Genomic DNA, 23,613 nt, shown 5'->3' on the forward strand with positions numbered 1-23,613 from the left:
GCGGTCATCAGTCTTTCATGAACCCGATCGCCGTGTAGTCCAGATCTGCCAGGCCCGGCGCGCCGAAGTTCGCCAGGGAACTGCGCACCGCCACATTGCCGGTGGTCTGGATCAGCGGCAGGCTGAACCCCTCGGCCCACAGCAGCGCGTCGACCTCGTTGGCCCGGGCGCGGGCCACCGCCGGGTCCAGCGCCTCCAGGGTCTCCTCGATCTTTGCATCAATGGCCGGGCTGCCGATCTTGCCGAAGTTGGCCTCGCCGTAGGACGCCGAGATCTGCGTCAGCCCAGCCAGTGGGAAAGCGTCACCGACCCAACTGAACTGGGCGATATCGAAGTCGCCGACATTGACGTAGTCGGTGAAGAAGCCGCCACCGGCCTTGGCGTCCAGCTGCAGCTTCACCCCGATCTGGGCCAGATTGTGCTGGGCCACCTGGGCGAACTGCCGGGTGCTCGACGCGTCGTAGAACAGGTGCCGGATCACCAGCGGGCGCCCGTCCTTCTCCCGGAACTTCCCGTGCAGTTTCCAGCCCAGCTCATCGAGCTCGCGTTTGGCCCGCTCCGGGTCGTAGGCGACCACCGCGGAGTTGTCTTGGTAGCCCTCCTGGCCGGCGACGTAGATGTGGTTGTTCAGCGGCACCGGGTCGGCGGTCAGCCCGCGCTGGGTCACCTTGGCGATCGTGGTCCGGTCGATACCGCGCATCACCGCCAGCCGCAGCGCCCTGTCGGACAGGATCGCCCCCGGCGCCCCGTTGAAGGTGAAGTGATTCCAGGCCGGCGTCGGTGCGCGACGGATCGCGATGCCTTCGGTGCGCCGCGCGATTGTCAGCTGATCTAAGGTGGCCACTCCGGTGGCGTCGATGGTGTGGTTCTGCAACGCCGGCATCCGCGCCGACTCGTCGAGCACCAGGTAGGTGATGGTGTCCAGCTTCGGGCGCTTGCCCCACCAGGCGGGGTTGCGCACCAACGTGATTCGCTGGCTGGTGCGGTCCAGCGATGACAGTATGAACGGCCCCGCCGACGGGCCCGGCCGGCTCAGCTGTGCCTTGTTGAAGGTGTCCGGATCGGAGGTCATGCTGGCCGGCAGCAGCATCGAGTTGCCGGCGAACATGCCCCGCCACTCCGCGTAGGGCTTGGCGAAGCGCACCACCGCCTGGCGGTCGTCGACGCCGCGGGTGACCGAGGCGACTCGTTCGGCGCCGTTGGTGGTCGCGATCGCGAACCCGCCGTCGGCGCCGCTGGTGGCATGGATCTGGCTGGCGATGTCGGCCCAGGACAGCGGGGTGCCGTCGGACCACTTCGCCTTCGGGTTGATGGTGTAGGTGACCGTCTGCGGGTTGGTGCCGGTCAACTCCACATTGGTGAAGTAGTCGGTGTCCACCGTGGCCGAGCCGTCGGCGCCGATGATGAACGCCCGCGGCATGGTGGCTTTGAGCATGGCGGCGTTCTCGGCGAGGTTGCCGTCGATGTGCAGCGGGTTGAAGTTCGGCGGGAACTGGCTCATCGACAGCCGCAGGCTCCCGCCGTCGCGCAGTGTGGCCGGATCCTGCGGGTTGATGTCGCTGGCGCTGCCGACCTTCGATGCGCCCTCCGGGGCGGTGATGTCGACGGCCGCACACCCGCTCAACACCAGCCCGACAGCCGTCACCAGGGCCGCAACCCGATTGACTCTGCGCCCAGGGCGGGCCCTTCTCGCGCAATGTCGCCGTGAGCGCAGAGTCAACGTCATGGGGCCGGCTCCGGGTGCGGCACGGCGGCCAGCAGCCGGCGCGTGTAATCGTGTTGCGGGGCACCGAAAACCTGATCCGCCTCGCCCTGTTCCACGATCGACCCGGCGAACATCACCGCCACGGTGTGCGCCAGATGCTTGACCACCGACAGGTCGTGGGAGACGAACAGATACGACAGCCCGAACTGCTGCTGCAGGTCCAGGAGCAGGTTGATGATGCCGGCCTGGATCGACACATCCAGCGCGGACACCGGTTCGTCCAGCGCGAGGATCTTCGGCTGCAATGCCAGCGCGCGGGCGATACCGATCCGCTGTTTCTGGCCGCCGGAGAACTCCGACGGGTACCGTGCGGCGTCGCTGCGCCGCAGCCCGACCAGCTCCAGCAGCTCAGCCACCCGGGCATGCGTCGAGGACTTGTCGGAACCGTTGGCGCGCAAGGGCTCCGCGAGCACCTCGAAGACCGGCAGCCGCGGGTCCAGCGAGGCCACCGGATCCTGGAACACCACCTGCAGATCCCGCCGCAGGGCACGGCGGTCATCGCGCTTGAGGGTGGCGACGTCGGTGCCGAGCACCTCGATCGAACCCGACTGCGGCGCTGATAGTTCCAGGATCTGGTGCAGCGTAGTGGATTTACCGGATCCGGATTCGCCGACGATCGCCAACGTGCGGCCCTGCTCCAAGGTGAAGCTCACGCCGGAGACCGCGCGGACCTCCCCGACACTGCGGCGCAGCACGCCCTTGGTCAGCGGGTAGGTCTTGACCAGGTCACGCACCCGCACCACGGTGGGGGAGTCACCGGGCTCGGATACGGTAACGGCGGTGCGAACGCCATAGATGTCGGCGGCGCTGCGCTCGCCCACCTGATCGGTGTGGATGCAGGCGGCGGAATGCTCGGGCCCGACCGTCAGCAGCTCCGGCTCCTGGGCACGGCACTCCTCGGTGACCAAAGGGCAGCGCGGCGCGAAGGGGCAGCCGGGCTCGATGCCGGCCAGCGACGGCGGCGCGCCGGGGATCGGCACCAGCCGGGTGCCCTGGGCAGCGTCCAGGCGTGGCACCGAACCCAACAGCCCCACCGTGTACGGCATTTTGCGCCGGCGGTACAGCGCTTCGACCGGTGCGGCTTCCACCACCCGCCCGGCGTACATCACCAGTGCCCGGTCGGCGAATTCGGCGACCACCCCGAGGTCGTGGGTGATGATCAGCACCCCGGCGCCGGTCACGTCGCGCGCGGTCTTGAGCACCTCGAGGATCTGGGCCTGCACGGTGACATCGAGTGAGGTGGTGGGCTCGTCGCAGATCAGCAGGTCGGGGTCGCACGAGATGGCGATCGCGATCACCACCCGCTGGCGTTCCCCGCCGGACAGCTCGTGCGGGAAGGCCCGCGCCCGCTCCTGCGGCCGTGCGATCCCGACCAGCTCCAGCAGTTCCACGGCTCGGCGCCGGGCCGCGGCCCGCCCGATCCGGGGATTGTGCACCTCGATGGCCTCGGCGATCTGATCCCCGACGGTGTAGACGGGCGTGAGCGCCGACATCGGGTCCTGGAACACCATGCCGATCGAGGCGCCGCGGAACTTCGACATCGCGGTGTCGCCCAGGCCGATCAGTTCGGTTCCGGAAAGGCGCACCGACCCGGACACCCGGGCATGCTCGGGCAGCAACCCCATCACCGCCATGGCCGCCGCGGACTTGCCGGAGCCGGATTCGCCGACCATCGCCACCACTTCGCCCGGGTCGACCCGGTAGCTGATGCCGCGCACCGCATTCACCGCCTCGGCGCCGGTGCCGAACGTCACGGCCAGGTCGGTCACTTCCAGCAGGGCACTCATCCGCGGCCCCGCAGACTCGCGGCGTCGGGGTCCAGGGCGTCGCGCAGGCCGTCCCCGGCGAGGTTGGCGCAGACCAGGATCGTGATGAGCACGCCGGCCGGGAACAGGAACACCCACGGGAAGGTGATCGCCGAGGCGGTGCCGTCGGCGATCAAGGTGCCCAGTGAGACGTCCGGCGGCTGGATGCCGAAACCCAGGTAGCTCAAGCCGGTTTCGGCCAGGATCGCGACCGCGACGTTGAGTGCGGTGTCGATGATCAGGATCGACGCCACGTTCGGCACGATGTGGTCGATGATGATGCGCCGGCTGGACACCCCCATATACCGTGCGGCCCGGATGAATTCACGCTCGCGCAGGCTCATGGTCAGCCCGCGCACCATTCGGGCGCTGATCATCCAGCTGAATCCGGCCAGCAGCAGCACCAGCAGCGCGATGTTGCCACTGTTCTTGGTGCGCGGGGTGATGATCGCGATCAGGATGAACGCCGGCACCACCAGCAGCAGGTCCACCAGCCACATCAGCATCCGGTCGCGCCACCCGCCGAAATACCCCGAGATCGCCCCCACCGTCGCGGCGATCACCGTGGAGATCAGCGCCACGCACACCCCGATCAGCATCGACTTCTGCATGCCGCGCAGGATCTGCGCCAGCAGATCCTGGCCTAAAGCGTTGGTGCCCAACCAATGCCGAGCGCCCGGCGGAACCAGTAGGGCGTCGTAATCCAGGTCGGTGTAGGAGTAGGGCAGCAGGCCCGGCAGCGTGTAGCAGCCGAGGAACATCACCGCCAGCAGCGCCAGCGCGCCCACCGCGGTGCGGCTGCGCAAGAAGCGGCGCAGCACCAGGGTGCGCCGGGAGGCGAACTCGATCTCGGCGGTCATGACACCCGCACCCGGGGATCGAGCAGCGCATAGATCACGTCGGAGAGCAGCCCGGCGGCCAACACCACCGCACCGGAGAACACCGTGATCGCCGCGACGATGTTGGTGTCCTGGGTGGCCACGCCCTGCACCACCCATTCGCCCATGCCGTGCCAGCCGAAGATCTTCTCCACGAACACCGCCCCGGTGACCAGCCCGGCCACCCCGTAGGCGAACAGCGTGGCCATCGGGATCAGCGCGGTGCGCAGCCCGTGTTTGAACAGCGCGCGCCGGCGCGTCAAACCCTTGGCGCGTGCGGTGCGGATGAAGTCCTGGCCCAGCACGTCGAGCATCGCGTTGCGCTGATAGCGGCTGAAGCTGGCCGCGGCGCCCAGCGCCAGGGTCAGCGACGGCAAAACCAGGTGCTGCAGCCGGTCGGCCAGGCCCGGCCAGAAGCCGGTGATCAGCCCCGGCGAGGTCTCGCCGGTGTAGTCGAACAGCTGGGCGCCCAGTGCCCAGTTGACCCGCAGCGCGCTGAGGATCACCAGATTGGCCAGCACGAAGGTCGGCACCGACAGCACCAGCAGCGCCGCGAGGGTGATGACCCGATCGGAAAGGCGATACTGACGCACCGCCCCCCAGGCGCCGGCCACCACGCCGATGACGGTGCCGGCCAGCGAGCCGACGACCAGCAGCCGCAGGCTGACCCCGATGCGCCGCCCCAGTTCCCCCGAAACCGGCTGGCCGGTGACGGTGACGCCGAAATCGCCGCGGACGGCGTGCGAGGCCCAGTGCGCGTAGCGCAGCGGAATGGGCTTATCCAAGCCCAGTTCAGCGGCTTTGGCGTCGATGACGGCCTGCGGGGGACGGGGATTGCGCTGCATCAAGGAGTCCAGCGGGGCGAACGCCAGCGAGGTCAGGCAGAACGTCAGAAACGATGCCAGGCCCAGCAGCACCAGGTAGTTCAGCGCTCGGCCGGCCAGGAACCGCATCACGGCGCGGCCTCGCAGACGTCCGGCATCAGCACAGGGTAAAGGGTGGGCGGTGACGTCGGGGTGAGCCGGGTGAGGCGTCGCCCGCAGCGCACGAATTCCGATGATTTTTATCCTGGATTCCCGGGGAACTTTTACTAGGCTCGTCATGCGGACTGCGACAGATGGAGAACTTTGTGACTGTTACCGACGACTACCTGGCCAACAATGCGGAGTATGCGAAGACCTTCGAAGGTCCGCTGCCCATGCCGCCGAGCAAGCACGTGGCGATCGTCGCCTGCATGGACGCCCGGCTCGACGTCTACCGCGCGTTGGGCATCAACGAGGGTGAAGCGCACTGCATCCGCAACGCCGGGGGCGTGATCAGCGACGACGCGATCCGGTCGCTGGCGATCAGCCAGCGCCTGCTGGGCACCCGGGAGATCATCCTGATCCACCACACCGACTGCGGGATGCTCACCTTCACCGACGACGAGTTCAAGCGCTCCATCCTGGAGGAGACCGGCATCCGTCCCGGCTGGGCGGCCGAGGCGTTCCCCGACCCGGCCGAGGACGTCAAGCAGTCGTTGCGCAGGGTCAAGGCCAGCCCGTTCATCACGGCGACTACGTCGCTGCGCGGGTTCGTCTTCGACGTCGCCACCGGCAAGCTCGGCGAAATCACCCTCTGACCTTTCTTCCCGCGAGCCTTCCCCCTTCCCCCTTCTCCCATCCCGCGAGCGTGCGTGTTTGCGCGCCAACACGCCGGTTATGGCGTACAACTACGCACCCTCGCGGGGGAGCCGGGATCACATCGCGGGGAAGCCGGGATCACGTTGACAGCACCCCGAGCGCCTGGTTATATACCCGGCTATAATCATTAATCTGGTAAATCTCACCAGGATTATCGGATATCCCGGCAAGGACATCATGACCAGTAACATCACCGCGCCGCCGGCCGCCACTACGGCCGGGCACTATCAGCTGACGCACCTGCGCACCCTGGAGGCCGAGGCCATCCACATCATCCGCGAGGTGGCCGCGGAGTTCGAGCGTCCGGTGCTGCTGTTCTCCGGCGGCAAGGACTCCATCGTCATGCTGCATCTGGCGGTGAAGGCGTTCGCGCCGGGCCGGCTGCCGTTCCCGGTGATGCACGTCGACACCGGCCACAACTTCGAGGAGGTCATCGCCGCGCGCGACGAGCTCGTCGAGCGGACCGGGGTCCGACTGGTGGTCGCCTCGGTGCAGGACGACATCGACGCCGGGCGAGTGGTCGACGACGGTCCCTCCCGCAACCCCCTGCAGACCGTCACCTTGCTGCGGGCCATCCGCGAGAACAAGTTCGACGCGGCGTTCGGCGGTGCCCGGCGCGACGAGGAGAAGGCGCGCGCCAAGGAGCGGGTGTTCAGCTTCCGCGACGAGTTCGGCCAGTGGGACCCCAAGGCGCAGCGCCCCGAGCTGTGGAACCTCTACAACGGCCGGCACCGGCCCGGCGAACACATCCGGGTGTTCCCGCTGTCGAACTGGACCGAGTTCGACATCTGGTCCTACATAGGTGCCGAGGAAATCGCCCTGCCGACAATCTATTTCGCGCATCAGCGCAAGGTCTTCCGCCGGGACGGGATGCTGTTGGCCGACCACGAGTTCCTGCGGCCCGCCGACGGCGAGGAAGTCTTCGAGACCTCGGTGCGCTTCCGCACCGTCGGCGACGTCACCTGTACCGGCTGTGTGGAGTCGACGGCCGCCACCGTCGAGGCGGTGATCGCCGAGACCGCGGTGTCGCGGCTGACCGAGCGCGGAGCTACCCGCGCTGATGACCGGATCTCCGAAGCGGGCATGGAAGACCGCAAGAGGCAGGGGTATTTCTGATGAGTGCGGCCACCACACTGCTTCGGATCGCGACGGCCGGATCGGTCGACGACGGCAAATCCACCCTGATCGGGCGGCTGCTGTTCGATTCCAAGGCCGTCATGGAAGACCAGCTGGCCTCGGTGGAGCGCACCTCCCGCGAGCGCGGCCACGACTACACCGACCTGGCGCTGGTCACCGACGGCCTGCGCGCCGAGCGCGAGCAGGGCATCACCATCGATGTCGCCTACCGCTACTTCGCCACGCCCAAGCGGAAATTCATCATCGCCGACACGCCAGGGCACATCCAGTACACCCGCAACATGGTCACCGGCGCCTCGACCGCCCAGCTGGCGATCGTGCTGGTCGATGCGCGGCACGGTCTGCAGGAGCAGTCCCGCCGGCACACCTTCCTGGCGTCGCTGCTCGGGATCCGCCACATCGTGCTCGCGGTCAACAAGATGGACCTGATCGACTGGGACGCCGAACGATTCGAGGCGATCCGCGATGACTTCCATTCGTTCGCCACCCGCCTGGACGTGCACGACGTGACCACCATCCCGATGTCGGCGCTGCTCGGCGACAACGTGGTGACCAAGTCCGACAAAACCCCCTACTACGACGGTCCCGCGCTGCTGTCACACCTCGAAGACGTCTACATCGCCGGTGACCGCAACCTAGTCGACGTGCGGTTCCCGGTGCAGTACGTGATCCGCCCGCAGACCCACGAACACGCCGACCACCGCAGCTACGCCGGCACGGTGGCCAGCGGGGTGCTTCGTCCCGGTGACGACGTGGTGGTGCTGCCGTCCGGGAAACCAAGCCGGGTCGCCGCGATCGAGGGCCCCAATGGTGCAGTGGACGAAGCGTTTCCGCCGATGGCGGTCTCGGTCATGCTCGAAGACGACATCGACATCTCCCGCGGCGACATGATCGCCCGCACCAACAACCAGCCACGCGTCGCCCAGGACTTCGACGCCACCGTGTGCTGGATGGCCGACGGCGCCTCGCTGCAGCCGGGCAACGACTACATCATCAAGCACACCACGCGTACCACCCGGGTGCGGGTGATGGCGTTGGACTACCGCCTCGACGTCAACACACTGCACCGCGACAAGGACGCCGAGGAGTTGAAGCTCAACGAACTCGGACGTGTCTCGCTGCGCGCCCAAGTGCCGTTGATGCTCGATGAGTTCAGCCACAACGATGCCACCGGCTCGTTCATCCTCATCGACCAGGCCACCAACGGAACCGTGGCGGCCGGGATGGTGCTGCGTGACGTGTCGGGCCGCGTAGCCAGCCCGAACACGGTGCGCCACGAGTCTCTGGTCACCGCGGCGGACAGGTTGTCGAAGGGCCGCACGGTCTGGCTGACCGGACTGTCCGGCGCCGGCAAGTCGTCGGTGGCCATGCGGGTCGAGCAGCTGCTGCTCGAAAGGGGAACGCCCGCCTACGTTCTCGACGGCGACAACCTGCGGCACGGCCTCAACGCCGACCTCGGGTTCTCGATGGCCGACCGTGCCGAGAACCTGCGCCGGCTGGCACACGTGGCCACCCTGCTGGCCGACTCCGGCCAGATCGTGCTGGTGCCGGCGATCAGCCCGCTGATCGAACACCGCCAGCTGGCCCGCCAGGTGCACACCGACGCCGGGTTCGACTTCATCGAGGTGTTCTGCGACACCCCGCTGGAGGACTGCGAGCAGCGAGACCCCAAGGGGCTCTACGCAAAGGCGCGAGCTGGGCTGATCACCCACTTCACCGGGATCGACAGCCCCTACCAGCGGCCACGCAACCCGGACGTGCGGTTGACCCCGCAGGACAGCGTCGACACGCAGGCCCGCCAGGTCATCGCCGCCATCGATTCCCGCCGGTGAACGACCACGAGCTCGCCGCCCAGCTCGCCACCGACGCGGGCCGCCTGTTGCTGACGGTTCGCGACGAGCTGGCCGATGCGCCGCAGGGGGAGCGGAAAGCGGCCGGCGACAAGCGCTCTCACGACTACCTGATGACCGCGCTGGGCACCGAACGCCCGGACGACGCGGTGCTGTCCGAGGAGGGCGCCGATGACCCGGTGCGGCTGCAGGCCGAGCGGGTGTGGATCGTCGACCCCCTGGACGGCACCCGGGAATTCTCCGAACCCGACCGTGACGACTGGGCCGTGCACGTCGCACTGTGGCAGGCCGGAGAACTGATAGCCGGCGCGATCGCCCTGCCCGCCCGCGGCATCACCCTGGCCACCCCGACTGTGCCCGCCCCACCCGAACACACCGGGGCGCCTCGCATCGCGGTGTCGCGCAGCCGGCCCCCGGCGCTGGCCGAAGCCGTCCGCGAGCACCTGAACGGTGTGCTGGTGCCGATGGGCTCGGCCGGGGTAAAGGTCGCCGCCGTCGTGCAGGGCATCGCCGATGTCTACGTGCACGCCGGCGGGCAATACGAATGGGACTCGGCCGCCCCAGTGGCCGTCGCGCGCGCCGCCGGCCTGCACACCTCGCGCATCGACGGCTCGCCGCTGGCCTACAACCGGCCCGATCCACTGATGCCCGACCTGGTGGTGTGCCGCCCCGAATACGCCCCAGCGGTGCTCGCCGCGATCGGCTGACATCGCCGGAATCCGGCCGGATGGCAGAATCCCCAGGATGCGGATGTCGGCCAAGGCGGAATATGCGGTGCGGGCGATGGTTCAGCTTGCCACCGCCGAGCCGGGCACGCTGGTCAAGACCGACGATATTGCGGCTGCTCAGGGCATCCCGGCGCAGTTTCTCGTCGACATCCTTTCCGATCTGCGCACCGACCGGCTGGTGCGCAGCCAGCGCGGCCGCGACGGCGGCTACGAGCTGGCCCGCCCGGCCACCGAGATCAGCGTCGCCGACGTGCTGCGCTGCATCGACGGCCCACTGGCCAGCGTCCGCGACATCGGCTTGGGCGACCTGCCCTACTCGGGCCCGACCGCCGCGTTGACCGACGTGTGGCGGGCGCTGCGGGCCAGCATGCGTTCGGTGCTCGAGCAGACCAGCCTGGCCGACGTGGCCTCGGGGGAATTGCCCGCGCACGTCGCGGAGTTCGCCGCCGACTACCGCACCCAGGAGCGCCAGCGCGGCCATGGGGGCTGATTCGGCGGTCCAGCTTCGCCTCTCCTTCGTCGAGCCTCGCTGACCGCCGGGGCTGATTCGGCGGTCCAGCTTCGCCTCTCCTTCGTCGAGCCTCGCTGACCGCCGGGGGCTGATTCGGGCTGAGTGCTACGAACCCGAGCCGTACGGGCGGGTGAGGATCTCCATCGCGTGGCCGCTGGGGTCTCGGAAATACACGCCACGGCCGCCGTCGCGGCGGTTGATCTCGCCGGGGCGTTCAGCGCGCGGGTCGGCCCAGTGCTCCATGCCGCGCGCGGAGATCTTGCCGTAGATGGCGTCGAAGTCGTCCTCGGACACCAGGAATGCGTAATGCTGCGGCCGGATCTCCTCGCTGTCGGGCACGTCGGCGTAATCGAGGCTGGCTTCGTGATCGAGCCCGACGACCATGAAGTGACCGAACGGCTGCGGGTCGGGCAGGCCGAACAGCTCCGCGAGGAACGCCGCGGAGGCGTGCTTGTCGTGGGTGGCGACGATCGTGTGGTTGAAGGAAATGCTCATTCCTCCAGTGTCGGTCCCGCGTGTCGTCCATGCCACAATCGCGGGCATGCAGGTGGGAATGACCATGCCCGTAATGGAGCCGGATCTGGATGCCACGCTGCTGCGGGACTGGGCGTGTGCGATAGATGCGGGACCGTTCGCATCGCTGGCCTGGGGCGAGCGGATCGCCTTCACCAACCCCGACAGCCTGACCCTGCTGGGGGCGCTGGCGGCGTGGACCGAGCGGGTGCGCTTGGTGACGACGGTGATCGTTCCGCAACTGCACGATCCGGTCATGCTGGCCAAGGCGCTGGCCACCGCGGACCTGCTGAGCGGCGGGCGGCTCACCGTCGGCGTCGGTGTGGGCGGCCGTCATGAGGACTACTGCGCGGTGGGCGCTGATCCGGCGACGCAGACGATGCGGGACATGGCCGAGCGGGTCGCGATCATGAAGCGGGTCTGGGCGGGGGAGAAGCTCACCGAGTCGGTGCTGCCGGTCGGGCCGGCGCCGGCGCAGCCCGGCGGCCCGCCGCTGGTGGTCGGCACCATCGGCCCCAAGACCCTGCGCAGCGCGGCCACGTGGGCCGAGGGTCTGGCCGGCATCACGATGGACCTCGACGTGGCCAAGCAGAACGAGCTCTTCGATGTCGCCCGGCAGGCGTGGCAGCAGGCGGGCAAGGCGAAACCGTATCTGGCGACCTCGTTCTGGTTCGCGCTGGGCGAGCACAACACCGCCCGCAACCAGGTGCGCGAGCACCTGCTGCGCTATATGAACTGGATTCCCGCCGAGTACGTCGAGGCGATGGCCCCGACCACGGGTTGGGCCGGCAGCGAGGACGAGCTTCTCGGCCTGCTGCGCAGCTTCCAGGCGATCGGTGCCGATGAGATCCATTTGATTCCCACCAGTTCCGACCCTGACCAGCTGCGGCGCGCCGCGGAGGTGGTCGCCGAGTTCGGCCGCTGAGGCGCCCGGGCAGCCGTCCGTCGGCCGTTGCGACACGGTTACGGAAGCGTCTCTATCGATAGCTCACTAGTCACAACCGCCTCACCAGCATCTATCGTCACAACAGGCGAGGCCCGGAGCGGTCCCGGAAAGGTGTGACATGGCGGCGACGCGTCGAATCGTCTCGGCGGCGATGGTGCCGGCGGTCGCGCTCGGGATGGTGCTCGCCACCGAGTTAGCACCCCCGGCGATGGCGGCGACCTGTAACGCGCCGGAGGCCAACATCGATCCGCCGCCGGGTTCGCCGGCGACCGGAGCCGGCCAACTGCCGAGCGGGCGACGGCCCCGCGGCACCAATGACAGTGCGCCACTGCCCAAACTGGGCCCGCTGATCGCCGCATTGATCAACCCCAACGGCACCGTCAAACAGCAGGCCGCGGTGGTGCCTCCGGCGCCGTACCCGGGTGGTCAGGTCGCGCCGAACGCCGCCCAACCGGTTCAGCCCGTTCCGAACGCCGGCGCCGATCCGGGGCTGTCGACCGCGGATGCCGCCGGGGCGATCGCGGGTTCCCAGACGTCGCTGGTGGAGTGGGTGACCGGACCCAACAGCCCCAACCAAACGCTGCAACGCTTCGGCATCTCCGGAACCGACCTTGGAATCCCCTGGGACAACGGCGATCCCGCCAATCGCCAGGTCCTCTACGCGTTCGGTGACACCTTCGGTTACTGCCGCATCCAAGGCAAACAGTGGCGGCAGAACGTGCTGTTCCGCAGTGCGGACAACAACCTGGCCGACGGAATCACCGTGGGCCCCGGCGCGGTCGGCAACAGGCACTCGGGTTCGCCACTGCGCCAAGCGAACTTCTCCAAGCAGATCTTGCCCGCCGTCAAGCTGTCTCCGCACCAGGAGGGCATGATCCCCACCGCCGCCATCGGGATCGCCGGCAACCAGTACATGAACTTCATGTCCATCAAGCAGTGGGGCCGCGACGGCGAATGGTCCACCAACTACTCGGCGATCGCGGTCTCCAACGACAACGGCGAAACGTGGGGGGTCTATCCGGGCACGGTGCGTTCGACGTCGCCGGAGAACGTCCCCCGGGCGCGCTTCGTCCCCGGTAACGAGAAATTCCAGATGGGCGCGTTCCTGCGCGGGGGCGACGGCTACCTGTACTCCTACGGGACCCCCGCTGGTCGCGGCGGCTCGGCGTACCTGTCGCGGGTGCCCGAGCGCACGATTCCCGACCTCACGACGTACCAGTATTGGAATGGTGACAGCGGATCGTGGGTGCCGAACAATCCGGCTGCGGCTACCCCGGTGATTCCCGGGCCGGTGGGTGAGATGTCGGTGCAGTACAACACCTACCTGCGGCAGTATCTGGCGCTGTACGGCAACGGCGGCAATGACGTGGTGGCCCGATTCGCCCCCACGCCGCAGGGCCCGTGGAGCGCCGAGCAGACGCTGATCCCCACCGGTCAGATTCCCGGCGGCATCTACGCGCCCTACCTGCACCCCTGGTCGACAGGCAAAGAGGTGTACTTCACGTTGTCGCTGTGGAACGCCTACGACGTGATGCTGATGCGCACGGTGCTGGGCTGAGCCGGCCGGGACGGCCACCACATGCGTTCGCCGAGCAGGCTCATGGCCGCCGGAACCAGATAGGTGCGCACCACGGTGATGTCGAGCAGAAGGCCGATACCGACCGTGGAACCGATCTGGACAAGGTTGAGGACCGTTCCGCTGGTGAGCGCGAACATGGTGATCGCGAAGACGATCCCGGCGGTGGTTATGACACTGCCGGTGCTGCCGAACCCTCGGATGATTCCGCTGACCACGCCGCTGTGGGACTCTTCTCGGATTCGTGCGGCGAACAGCATGCTGTAGTCGGCGCCGACGGCGACCAGCGCCATGAACGAGACCGGCAGCACCGACCAGTCCACGTCGATGCCGATGAGGTGTTGCCAGATCAAGGTGGACACCCCGGCCGCGGAGGCGAAGGACAACACGACGGCTGCGATCATCACCAGCGGTGCGACAAGGCTGCGCAATATGACGATCAACACCAGCAGCACGGCGATGACGGCGACCACGCCGAACAGCGCGAAGTCTCGCCAGGTTTGATCGATGTGCCCCTGCGACAGCGATGCCAGGCCCGTGGTCTCGATGCCGGCGTTCTGCAGCACGGTCCCGGTGGCGGCGTTGCGCGCGGTCTCGACGATCCGGGGTACTGCCTGCAGCGCCTGCGACGAGTAGGGATTCACCGCCCATACCGCCAGCATCCGTGCGGTACGTCCGTCAGGTGAGATGAGCAACTGCTGACCGGCGGTGAACCGCGGATCGTGCTGCGCCTGCGGAGGCAGATAGAAGCCCCGACCGGCGCCGTCGGTGGTGTTCGCCGACAGTCCCTGCAGATACTGTGTCGCCCGGCTCAGTCCGTCGCTGAGTTCCCCGGTGAGCTCGACCATGGTGTCGGTGCCGGCTTTGACCTGGTTGAGTCCGTCGTGGAGGCGCCCGATGCCGCTGGCGAGTTCCTCGATCCCGGCGGTCAGGGCGTTAAGGTCCGTGCGCGCCTGCTCGGGGGTGCGAGAGCCGAGTTGGTCGAGCAACGAACGTAAGCCGTTGGCGGTGTCGCGCAGGTCGGGCAGGACTGACAGCGCGCTGGCTACGGCGTTGTCGGGGACGATCGGGGCCACCATCTGGGCGGCGGTGATCGCGGTCAGTGCGGCACCGCCAGTGGCGTCGTTGAGTTCGTCGAATGCCGCGCGGGCACGAATACACCCCGGGTCACTTGCGCACATCGGCGACGCGGTCGCGGTAGTCAGCGGATCGAACACCGCGTGCAACCCCGCTGTTGATGCGGCGATCTTGTCGCGGCCGCTGTCGATCTCAGCGGCGACGGCGTCAAGGGCCGCGGTTGCGGTCGAGACGTTGTGCACCAGCGTCGCGACGTCGAGTGAACCATCGGAGATAATCGACACCAGTCGGTTCGCCGATTCCAGTGTGCTCAGCAGGGTCCGGGCCAAGGTGACCACCTGGTGGGCGCCGGTGGTCAGTTGCGGGATACGTGCAGCCGCATCACCGGATCCGTCGCGCAGTTGGGTGACTCCCGAAGCCAGGCGCCGTAACTCGGGCAATGCGGTCCCTACCCTGCGGTCCGCTTCGGCGAGACCGTCGGCGACCCGTGCGGTCTGAAACCCCACGGCCGTTTCGGCTAACGGGTTTCCGTCAGGGCGCGTGATCGAGCGGACGTAGGCGATCTCGGGTAGGTTGCCGACCGCCCTGGCGATCAGGTCCAGGGCGGCCAGGTCGCTGGTATTGCGCATATCGTGGTCGGCTCGGACGACGATGAATTCCGGGGCGGCTTCGTTGACTCCCCAGTGGCGGTATACCCGTTCGTATCCGCGTTTGCTGTCGGTGCTGCGCAGTTGCATGGCGTTCTCGTCGATGTTCGGCCGGAACGTGAGCAGCACCGAACTGGTCGCGATGAGGAACGCCAGTGAAGCGGCGGCCAGCGCCGGGGCATGGCGCACGATGGTGGCGCCACGCCGACGCCAGGCGCGCTCGTTGAGAGCTCGCGGTTCGGCATATCCGTGCCGGCCCCACAGCCCGACCAGCGCCGGGGTCAGAGTCAAGCTGACGGCGGCCGTGATCGCGATGGCCAGTGTGATGGGTGGGCCGGCGGTGCGGAACATTCCCACCTTGGTGAAGATCATCGCCATTCCGGCACCGGCGATGGTCAGCGCCGAGGCGATGATGATGGCGGCGGTGCGCGAGCCGGAGCGGGCCACTGCGTCGTCGACGGGCACCGCCCTGCGCCGGCCCTCGTGGTAGTTGGCCAGGAGGAAGATCGCGTAGTCGGTGCCCGCGCCCAAGACCATGGCGGTGGCCAGTGCGATCGTGAAATTCGAGATCGACAGCAGTTCCCGGGCGCCCAGCCACGAAACGATCGGGCGCGCGACGGCCAGCGAGATGCCGACCGTCAGCATCGGAATCAACGCTGTCGCGAGCGATCGATACACCGCCAGCAGCATCGCGGTGATCAACAGCAGTGAGACCGCGGTGATGATCAGTAGGGAGGTGTCGATCGCGGCGAACAGATCCGACAGCGTCGGCGACGGGCCGGTGAAGTTCACCTCAAGGCCGTCCGGGCGCGCCAACCCGGTGATCTCGGCACGGATATTCTCCGTTGATTGGTGTGCGCGGGTCGAACCCACATCACCGATGGTGGCGAGCAGTAGGTGCAGTGACTTGCGATCCGGACTCATTCCCAGGCCGCCGAGCCCGGGGTTGCTGAATGTGTCCATGACGTAGGCGACGTCGTCCTTGTCGGCGACCAATCGTTGCACCAGTTCGTGGTAATACTCGAAATCGGCGCCGTCCAAGGCGCGTTCGCTGGAAAGCACGATGCTGCCGACGGCCGTTGAGGCCGGAACACCGAACTCTTGCGACATTTGACGCAGTGTCTCGGTAGCCGCGTTCTCCGGGATGAACGGGGCGGAATGCTCAGCCACCGTGTGTTCCAGCTGTGGCACAAGCATATTCAGTGCGCCCGCACCGATCAGCCAGGCGGTGAGGACCCACCAGGCGTGCCGGGCGGCGAACCGCGAGACGCTGCCGAAAAACTTGAGTTCATGGTTGTGCGCCACGGAGGCCCCCCGATCGTGTGGTACCCACGGATCTGGTCATGGTCGGTCTCGTCGCTCGCAATCGACCCACTCGAGATATGCGGAGCCCTTGACGTGGTTGCCGCACCAGCTTCCGTCGTAGCTGTACGCACCCGAATAGCCGCGGCCGTGACCGAAGCGAAGGGGAGCGTCGACGGTGCCGGTAATGGAGCCGATCTCGCGATCCCGGTCGCGGATGGTCCAGCGGAACCGGCGCGGGACGCGCATGGCGCGGCCCATCGGATCGACTTCGGGTTCGCCGTATTCGAGGACCGCGAAATGGGTGTCGGTATGGACGACGGCCGGCCGGTCGGTCGAGCGCACCTGGGCCAGCCGGCACGCGGAGGCGCCGGAAGCGCGGACGTCGGTGAGTAAGAGCTGGGTGCCGTCGGGCAACACGATGATCTGGTAGGTGAAGAAATCGACCGGCAGGCGAGCCGCCGCCGGAAGGGGACGCGAAGTCAGCGCTTGCGGGCTGATGCAACGGGCGTATTCCACGGTCCCGATTCCCGATACCGGAATTCTCGCGGTGCCGTCCTCAAGGGTGCCGCTGTAGGGGGCCAGCAGACTGAAATGGTCGTAGATCGGAGTTTTCACGAAATAGGAGACCTGCTCGGCGGCGTCGAACTCGAGCTCGACCCCGAAGGTGCCGTAGCTGCCGCGCACCCGATAGCGGGGGTGATCGGCATGGACCTGCAGATCCTCACCCCAGCGCAGCGACGACCCGTCGGCGGCGAACCGGCACTCGTTACGGGCGTCGTAGGCGCGGTAGTGATGATGGTTTCCCGCTGCGGTCGACGAGAAGACGGTCGTGTTGTCCCGGGCATCAGCTGCGGCGACCACACCATTGTCGAAGATCACGGTGCCGGTGGTTCCGATCAGCGTCATGGTGTTGACGTAGCGATACGGCTCGGGCAGATCGGCGACGAAGAATCCGTAATGGGTCCAGGCCCATCGGCGACTGTCCAGCTCGGGACGCATCTGGGCGGCCTGGGTGAACGGCTGCACCGAGGCCGTAAGCCGGCGGTCCAGCAGCGGCAGCACCCGGCGGACGAGGCCGCGCCCGCCGGCGTCGAGCACCCGGCTTCGTCGGTCCGGCACTGCGGCGCTCACTGCGCGCCCGACCGGTCACCGACCCGCGGTAGCGGCATCACGTTGAGCAACCCGGACATGCAAACCCCCTGAAGTGACCTGGCGGTAACATTGGCATTCGTGCACGCCTCGGTCAAAGTGATAGCTCTCACATCGCTAGGGTTGCCGGGTGGCGAATCACCGTAGTGGAACCAAGGGCGTTCCGCGCGAGGTGCGGGAGACGGCGATCTTGGACGCTGCCGGTGAGGAATTCGAACGACGGGGGTATGCCGGCGCCGTGGTCGGATCGATCGCGGCGCGCGTCAACGTCTCGAAAACCCTTGTGCTCAGCTATTTCGGGTCCAAAGAGGGTGTCTACATAGCGTGCGTGCGCCGTGCGGGCAGGTCGCTGATCGACGCGATCGGCGGCGCCATGACAGCGCCCGGCACCGTTGAGTCGGGTGAGCGATCCGAGACGCCCGTGAGTGTGGTGAGCGGAACACGGGTGTTGGCAGCGATTTTCGAGTGCTTGGCTCGCCGGCCCAGCGACTGGCCGGTGATTTACGACCGGACCGTGCCCGCCGGGCCCGCTCGCGATGCGGCCCGTGAACAACGACGTGCCTTGCGCCGGCAGGCTGCCGAGGGTGTGGCGTCGGCTCTGGCCGGCCTCGGGGTCACCGACCCGCAGGACCTGTCGGCGATCACGCTGGTCTGGGAGAACGTGGTCTCGGCTCTGGTGGCCTGGTGGCGGCAGAACCCCGGCGAGAGCGCTGCCGACATGACCGCGCGCTCACAGCGAATCTTCGCTGCCATTCACCGCTTGTCGTCGTGACTGACCGGGCCGAGCACGGTGGGATCAGGCGTCGAGCACCGCGTGCAACGCCGCACCGACCTCGGCGATCACCCCGGGGGTGTAGCCGGGGATGTTCATGGTCACCCCGCCCACGCCGGCATCAAGGACCTTGGTCTTGATCTGCTCGGCGATCGATTCCGGGCTGCCGACCACCATCCGCTGACTCATCTCGGCGGGGATCTGGTCGGCGCTGACAGCGTCGCCGGCCAGCGCGGTGAGCAACATGGTGGTCTCCAGGGTGGCCGGGTCGCGGCCCACCTCCTCGCAGCTACGCCGGACCGCGTCGACCTTCCCCGGCAGCTCGTCGAATCCGGTGATGAGGTTGAGATGGTCGAAGTGGCGAGCCGCCAGCGGGATCGTCTTCTTCTCACCGCTGCCGCCGATCAGCAGCGGAATGTGGTCGCGGAAGCGGGGTTCGGCCATCGCCTCACGGGCGCGATACCACTTGCCTTCGAAGGTCGGGCGCTCGCCGTTGAGCATCGGCAGGATGATCTGCAACGCCTCGTCGAGCCGGTTGAACCGGTCGGTGAAGGTGCCGAACTCGAAACCCAGCTGGTCGTGTTCGAGCTCGAACCACCCGGTACCGATGCCCAGGATCGCCCGGCCGGAGCTGACGACGTCCAGGGTGGTGATGATCTTGGCCAGCAGCGTCGGGTTGCGGTAGGTGTTGCCGGTGACCAGCGTGCCCAGCTGGACCCGTTCGGTCGCGGTCGCCAGTGCACCCAGAGCCGTGTAGGCCTCGAGCATCGGCTGGTCGGGAGAGCCCAGCATGGGCAGTTGGTAGAAGTGGTCCATCAAGAACACCGCGTCGAACCCGGCGGCCTCGGCCTCTTGGGCTTGGGCGATAACGGTGGGGAACAGCTTTGAAATGTCGGTGCCGTAGGAGAAGTTGGGGATCTGGAAGCCAAGTCGAATCGTCACGTGGTCGACCCTAGGGGCGTGGAAGGCCTACCGGAGGTGATTCCGCTATCCGCGAAGAGCGGAATAGCGAGAGCGCCTAGGTCTTCTATTTCCCGCGGCCGTGATGTTCTGGTGAATGCACGCGCCGAACGGCTGGCGCTGAGCGATCGCTAATCAGCGTCGCGGGCGCCCGCTTGGCGGGTCAGGTGGTCGATCTGCAGGTACGTCGCATAGATCACCAGCGGCGGCAACACGATGAACGGCACGTTCTCCCCGATGAACTTGAACCAGAAGCCCCAACTGTCCTGCCCGATGTCGGCGAACCCCGCCCCCAGCTCGCTGAGGAAGTAGACCGCGGTACTGCTCATCAACATGGAGATGCCGACCAACACCACCCACAGGCAGCGGATCCGGGACTCCAGCGGCAGCGTCGAGCTCAGCAGCTTGGTCCACATCACGAAGACGGTGATGCCGGTGCTGACCCCGACCACCTCAAGGGCGAACACCCACGGATTGCCGCTGACGTAGCGGGTGTCGGCCAGTCCGTATTGCCACCACAGCCACTTCCAGCCCGGATCGTCGGTGGGCGCCCACCAGCCCAGCGGTTGACCGATCAGGAACATCAGCTCGTAGCCGATCTGGCTGGCCGCGGTGAACGGGATGTAGAACAGCGTCAGCTCGGCAGCCCGGTCCAGCCGACCGCGATGCTCGCCGGGTGCCGCCCACAGGATCACGAAGGGCAGCAGCATCACCGGGATCCCGAAGATCATGTTGGCGATCACATCCACCCGGAAGCTGGCCGGAATGATGCGCAGGCCGATCGCGATGGTCAGCAGCAGGAACATGCCCAGCACGAACAGGGCAGTGCCGGTGTAAATGCGCAACCGGTGCGGGGCCCAGGGCCGGGCGAAATCCGTCTCGTGGTCCTGCACAGCAGTCATCGTCGTCCCTCGCGGCGCAATCTCAACTACTTGCTATCGCGACGCAGCCTATCCCGAACCGCCGGTGGCGGTATGGCTTTGGGGCTGAGGCTCGGCGCGGCGCGGTGCCTTCCGGGGACTGCTCGACGCCGGCCCGTAACGCACGGCAGAGGCGATTTTGGAAGTGCCCCCGGCAGGATTCGAACCTGCGGCCTTCTGCTCCGGAGGCAGACGCTCTATCCCCTGAGCTACGGGGGCGCACGTACTACGGCGCCGTGTGGGCTTTGACAGACTAGCGCATGAGAGTCGATGCCCAAGAACCGGACGGATTCGGGTCCTGACCACGTCAGACCATAGGATGGAGCCTCGTGACCCCCGCCGATCTGGCCGAATTGCTCAAGACCACCGCCGCCGCGGTGCTGGCCGAGCATGACCTGGACCCCGCCGCGCTGCCCGCGGCGGTCACCGTCGAGCGGCCGCGCAACCCCGAGCACGGCGATTACGCCACCAACCTGGCCCTGCAGCTGGGCAAGAAAGTCGGTGTCAACCCGCGTGAGCTGGCCGGTTGGCTGGCCGACGCCGTGACACAAGCCGACGGGGTCGCCTCGGCCGAAACCGCCGGTCCCGGCTTCGTCAACATCCGCCTGGACGCCTCGGCGCAGGGCACCATCGTGGCCAACATCGTGGCAGCCGGGACCGACTACGGCCACTCGAGTGAGTTCGACGGGCTCAACGTCAACCTGGAGTTCGTCTCGGCCAACCCCACCGGCCCCATCCACATCGGCGGTACCCGCTGGGCCGCGGTCGGCGACGCCTTGGGCCGGTTGCTGTCCACCCAGGGTGCGGCGGTCACCCGCGAGTACTACTTCAACGACCACGGCGCCCAGATCGACCGGTTCGCCAAATCGCTGATCGCCGCCGCCAAGGGCGAGCCGGCCCCCGAGGACGGCTACGCCGGCGCCTACATCACCGATATCGCGGCACAAATCCAGGCCAAGGTGCCCGACGCGCTCAACAGTCCCGACGCGCAGGAGACGTTCCGCTCCATCGGCGTGGACCTGATGTTCACCCACATCAAGGAATCGCTGCACGAGTTCGGCACCGACTTCGACGTCTACACCCACGAAGACTCGATGCATACCTCCGGCCGCGTCGAGCAGGCCATCGAGCGGCTGCGCGCCAACGGCAACATCTACGAGAAAGACGGCGCCACCTGGCTGCGCACCAGCGCCTACGGCGACGACAAGGACCGCGTCGTGATCAAAAGCGACGGAAAGCCCGCCTACATCGCCGGCGACCTGGCCTACTACCTGGACAAGCGCGAGCGCGGTTTCAACCTGTGCATCTACATGCTCGGCGCCGACCACCACGGCTACATCGCCCGGCTCAAGGCCGCCGCGGCCGCCTTCGGCGACGACCCGGCAGCAGTCGAGGTGCTGATCGGCCAGATGGTCAACCTGGTGCGCGACGGCCAACCGGTCAAGATGAGCAAGCGGGCCGGCACCGTGATCACCCTCGACGACCTGGTCGAGGCCATCGGCGTGGACGCCGCCCGCTACAGCCTGATCCGCTCCTCGGTGGACACCCCGATCGACATCGACCTGGCGCTGTGGTCCTCGGCGAGCAACGAAAACCCGGTCTACTACGTGCAATACGCCCACGCCCGGCTCTCGGCGCTGGCCCGCAACGCCGCCGAACTAGGCATGAGCGCCGACACCGCCAATCTCGGGCTGCTCGCCCACGAGAAGGAGGGCGCGCTGATCCGCAGCCTGGGGGAGTTTCCGCGGGTGCTGAAAACCGCTGCCGCGCTGCGTGAGCCGCACCGGGTGTGCCGGTATCTGGAAGACCTCGCCGGTGACTATCACCGGTTCTATGACAGCTGCCGGGTATTGCCGCAGGGTGACGAGCAGCCCAATGATCTGCACACCGCCCGGCTGGCGCTGTGCCAGGCCACCCGCCAGGTCGTCGCCAACGGCCTGGGCATCCTGGGTGTGAGCGCACCGGAGCGGATGTGAACGTCCACCCCGCCGGGCCGCGCCACGCCGAGGGGATTCACCACGACGGTCTGCCGCCGCGGCCGCAGACCCCGCAGCAATTGCTGGAACTGGCACCGAATGTGTGGCCGCGCAACGCCGTTCGCGACGACGGCGGCGTGGTGCGGATCGCCGGTGTGGCCGTCACCGACCTGGCGCAGCAGTACGGCACCCCGCTGTTCGTCATCGACGAGGACGACTTCCGCAGCCGCTGCCGCGAGATCGCCGAGGCGTTCGGTGGGGGCGACAACGTGCATTACGCCGCCAAGGCCTTCCTGTGCAGCGAGATTGCTTGCTGGATCGACCAGGAGGGCCTGGGTCTGGACGTCGCCACCGGGGGAGAGCTGGCGGTCGCGCTGCACGCCGGCTTCCCGGCGGAGCGGATCACGGTGCACGGCAACAACAAATCGGTCGCAGAGCTGACCGCCGCGGTCGAGGCCGGCGTCGGCTACATCGTGCTGGACTCGATGATCGAGATCGAACGCCTCGAAGCGGTGGCGGCTGAGGCCGGTGTCACCCAGGACGTGCTGGTCCGGGTGACCGTCGGCGTGGAGGCCCACACCCACGAATTCATCTCCACCGCCCACGAGGACCAGAAGTTCGGTCTGTCGCTGGCCAGCGGTGCGGCGATGGAGGCCATCAGAAAGGTGTTCGCCGCCGACCATCTGCGGCTGATCGGCCTGCACAGCCACATCGGGTCGCAGATCTTCGACGTGGACGGCTTCGAGCTGGCCGCCCACCGGGTCATCGGACTGCTGCGCGACGTGGTCGCCGAGTTCGGTGTCGACAAGACCGCCCAGCTGTCGGTCATCGACCTGGGTGGGGGACTGGGTATTTCCTATCTGCCGCAGGACGACCCGCCGCCGATGGCCGAGCTCGCCGCGAAACTCACCGCGATCGTGCGCGAGGAGTCCACCGCCGTGGGCCTGCCCACCCCGACCCTGGTCGTCGAACCCGGCCGTGCCATCGCCGGGCCGGGCACCGTCACGCTCTATGAGGTCGGCACCGTCAAAGATGTCGATGTCAGCGCCACCGCCCACCGCCGCTATGTCAGCGTCGACGGGGGCATGAGCGACAACATCCGCCCCGCGCTCTACGACGCGCAGTATGACGTCCGGCTGGTGTCGCGGACGACAGATGCCGGCCCGGTGCCGGCGCGTGTCGTCGGCAAGCACTGCGAGACCGGCGACATCATCGTCCGCGACACCTGGGTGCCCGAGACCCTGATTCCCGGCGATCTGATCGCCGTGGCCGCCACCGGCGCCTACTGCTACTCGATGTCGAGCCGCTACAACCTGCTCACCCGCCCGGCGGTGGTGGCGGTGCGTGACGGGAAGGCTCGCCTTATGCTGCGCCGGGAAACCGTCGATGACCTGATCAGCCTGGAGGTGAGGTAAG

Annotated in this window: 19 protein-coding genes and 1 tRNA gene; 10 read left to right on the forward strand and 10 right to left on the reverse strand. The window is 67.6% G+C overall.

The window, feature by feature from the left end; all coding sequences use genetic code 11:
- Window positions 1–7 precede the first annotated feature (7 nt).
- From oppA to oppB, 4 genes are read right to left on the reverse strand one after another with little or no spacing between them, the layout of a single operon-like run.
- On the reverse strand, window positions 8–1,726 hold the full coding sequence (oppA, locus tag BST28_RS16880; protein ID WP_083082020.1) for an oligopeptide ABC transporter substrate-binding protein OppA: 1,719 nt from the start codon (window positions 1,724–1,726) through the stop codon (window positions 8–10).
- Window positions 1,723–3,552, reverse strand: coding sequence for an oligopeptide ABC transporter ATP-binding protein OppD (oppD, locus tag BST28_RS16885; protein ID WP_083082022.1), 1,830 nt, complete (start codon window positions 3,550–3,552; stop codon window positions 1,723–1,725). Before oppD ends, oppA begins: the two co-directional genes overlap by 4 nt.
- Complete coding sequence (gene oppC, locus BST28_RS16890) at window positions 3,549–4,430, reverse strand: oligopeptide ABC transporter permease OppC (RefSeq protein WP_083082024.1); 882 nt, start codon at window positions 4,428–4,430, stop codon at window positions 3,549–3,551. The genes oppD and oppC overlap by 4 nt, the downstream gene beginning before the upstream one ends.
- Window positions 4,427–5,404 (reverse strand): oligopeptide ABC transporter permease OppB, encoded by a 978-nt coding sequence (gene oppB / locus BST28_RS16895; protein WP_083082026.1) that lies wholly within the window; start codon window positions 5,402–5,404, stop codon window positions 4,427–4,429. Before oppB ends, oppC begins: the two co-directional genes overlap by 4 nt.
- A 173-nt stretch (window positions 5,405–5,577) precedes the next feature.
- On the opposite strand from oppB, the gene BST28_RS16900 reads away from it, so the two are divergent.
- The 5 genes from BST28_RS16900 (at window position 5,578) to BST28_RS16920 (ending at window position 10,335) form a co-directional block, all read left to right on the forward strand.
- Window positions 5,578–6,069: a beta-class carbonic anhydrase gene (locus BST28_RS16900; protein ID WP_029249205.1), complete on the forward strand. Its 492-nt coding sequence runs from the start codon at window positions 5,578–5,580 to the stop codon at window positions 6,067–6,069.
- Window positions 6,070–6,307: 238 nt separating this feature from the next.
- Window positions 6,308–7,246: a sulfate adenylyltransferase subunit CysD gene (gene cysD / locus BST28_RS16905; RefSeq protein WP_019737056.1), complete on the forward strand. Its 939-nt coding sequence runs from the start codon at window positions 6,308–6,310 to the stop codon at window positions 7,244–7,246.
- On the forward strand, window positions 7,246–9,099 hold the full coding sequence (gene cysN / locus BST28_RS16910; protein WP_083082029.1) for a sulfate adenylyltransferase subunit CysN: 1,854 nt from the start codon (window positions 7,246–7,248) through the stop codon (window positions 9,097–9,099). The genes cysD and cysN overlap by 1 nt, the downstream gene beginning before the upstream one ends.
- Window positions 9,096–9,824: a 3'(2'),5'-bisphosphate nucleotidase CysQ gene (locus BST28_RS16915; protein ID WP_083082031.1), complete on the forward strand. Its 729-nt coding sequence runs from the start codon at window positions 9,096–9,098 to the stop codon at window positions 9,822–9,824. The genes cysN and BST28_RS16915 overlap by 4 nt, the downstream gene beginning before the upstream one ends.
- Window positions 9,825–9,861: 37 nt before the next feature.
- The gene (locus tag BST28_RS16920; protein WP_019737053.1) at window positions 9,862–10,335 is read left to right on the forward strand and encodes an Rrf2 family transcriptional regulator; all 474 of its coding nucleotides are present in this window, start codon (window positions 9,862–9,864) and stop codon (window positions 10,333–10,335) included.
- A gap of 126 nt (window positions 10,336–10,461) precedes the next feature.
- Here the strand turns inward: BST28_RS16920 and BST28_RS16925 are convergent, their stop codons facing one another.
- Window positions 10,462–10,851, reverse strand: a complete 390-nt coding sequence (locus BST28_RS16925) for a VOC family protein (RefSeq protein WP_083082033.1) — start codon at window positions 10,849–10,851, stop codon at window positions 10,462–10,464.
- Window positions 10,852–10,897: 46 nt separating this feature from the next.
- On the opposite strand from BST28_RS16925, the gene BST28_RS16930 reads away from it, so the two are divergent.
- Together BST28_RS16930 and BST28_RS16935 are read left to right on the forward strand one after the other, a co-directional pair.
- Window positions 10,898–11,794: an LLM class flavin-dependent oxidoreductase gene (locus BST28_RS16930; RefSeq protein WP_083082035.1), complete on the forward strand. Its 897-nt coding sequence runs from the start codon at window positions 10,898–10,900 to the stop codon at window positions 11,792–11,794.
- A 139-nt stretch (window positions 11,795–11,933) separates the two neighbouring features.
- Window positions 11,934–13,373, forward strand: a complete 1,440-nt coding sequence (locus tag BST28_RS16935) for a glycoside hydrolase family 183 protein (protein ID WP_083082037.1) — start codon at window positions 11,934–11,936, stop codon at window positions 13,371–13,373.
- Here the strand turns inward: BST28_RS16935 and BST28_RS16940 are convergent.
- A complete protein-coding gene (locus BST28_RS16940) occupies window positions 13,337–16,420 on the reverse strand; it encodes an MMPL family transporter (RefSeq protein WP_083082039.1) in 3,084 nt (1,027 codons plus the stop codon). The genes BST28_RS16935 and BST28_RS16940 overlap by 37 nt on opposite strands.
- Window positions 16,421–16,456: 36 nt before the next feature.
- The gene (locus BST28_RS16945) at window positions 16,457–17,539 is read right to left on the reverse strand and encodes a DUF6670 family protein (protein WP_234808311.1); all 1,083 of its coding nucleotides are present in this window, start codon (window positions 17,537–17,539) and stop codon (window positions 16,457–16,459) included.
- A gap of 160 nt (window positions 17,540–17,699) precedes the next feature.
- Between BST28_RS16945 and BST28_RS16950 the strand changes: the two genes are divergently transcribed.
- Entirely contained in the window at window positions 17,700–18,341 is a 642-nt protein-coding gene (locus BST28_RS16950; RefSeq protein ID WP_083082043.1) for a TetR/AcrR family transcriptional regulator, read from the forward strand.
- 24 nt (window positions 18,342–18,365) lie between these two features.
- Here BST28_RS16950 and BST28_RS16955 read toward each other — a convergent pair whose 3' ends face one another.
- The 3 genes from BST28_RS16955 to BST28_RS16965 all read right to left on the reverse strand — a co-directional run bounded on the left by BST28_RS16955 (window position 18,366) and on the right by BST28_RS16965 (window position 20,440).
- Window positions 18,366–19,283, reverse strand: coding sequence for an LLM class F420-dependent oxidoreductase (locus BST28_RS16955; RefSeq protein ID WP_019738554.1), 918 nt, complete (start codon window positions 19,281–19,283; stop codon window positions 18,366–18,368).
- Between the two features lie 149 nt (window positions 19,284–19,432).
- Entirely contained in the window at window positions 19,433–20,203 is a 771-nt protein-coding gene (locus tag BST28_RS16960) for an emopamil-binding protein (protein WP_083082045.1), read from the reverse strand.
- A gap of 164 nt (window positions 20,204–20,367) precedes the next feature.
- A tRNA-Arg gene (locus BST28_RS16965) sits at window positions 20,368–20,440 on the reverse strand.
- A gap of 110 nt (window positions 20,441–20,550) precedes the next feature.
- Here BST28_RS16965 and argS point away from each other — a divergent pair.
- Window positions 20,551–22,197, forward strand: a complete 1,647-nt coding sequence (argS, locus tag BST28_RS16970) for an arginine--tRNA ligase (protein WP_083082047.1) — start codon at window positions 20,551–20,553, stop codon at window positions 22,195–22,197.
- On the forward strand, window positions 22,194–23,612 hold the full coding sequence (gene lysA, locus BST28_RS16975; RefSeq protein WP_083082049.1) for a diaminopimelate decarboxylase: 1,419 nt from the start codon (window positions 22,194–22,196) through the stop codon (window positions 23,610–23,612). Before argS ends, lysA begins: the two co-directional genes overlap by 4 nt.
- Window position 23,613: the final 1 nt, after the last annotated feature.

Origin of the sequence: Mycolicibacter kumamotonensis (genome assembly GCF_002086285.1) — a bacterium.
Lineage (GTDB): Bacteria > Actinomycetota > Actinomycetes > Mycobacteriales > Mycobacteriaceae > Mycobacterium > Mycobacterium kumamotonense.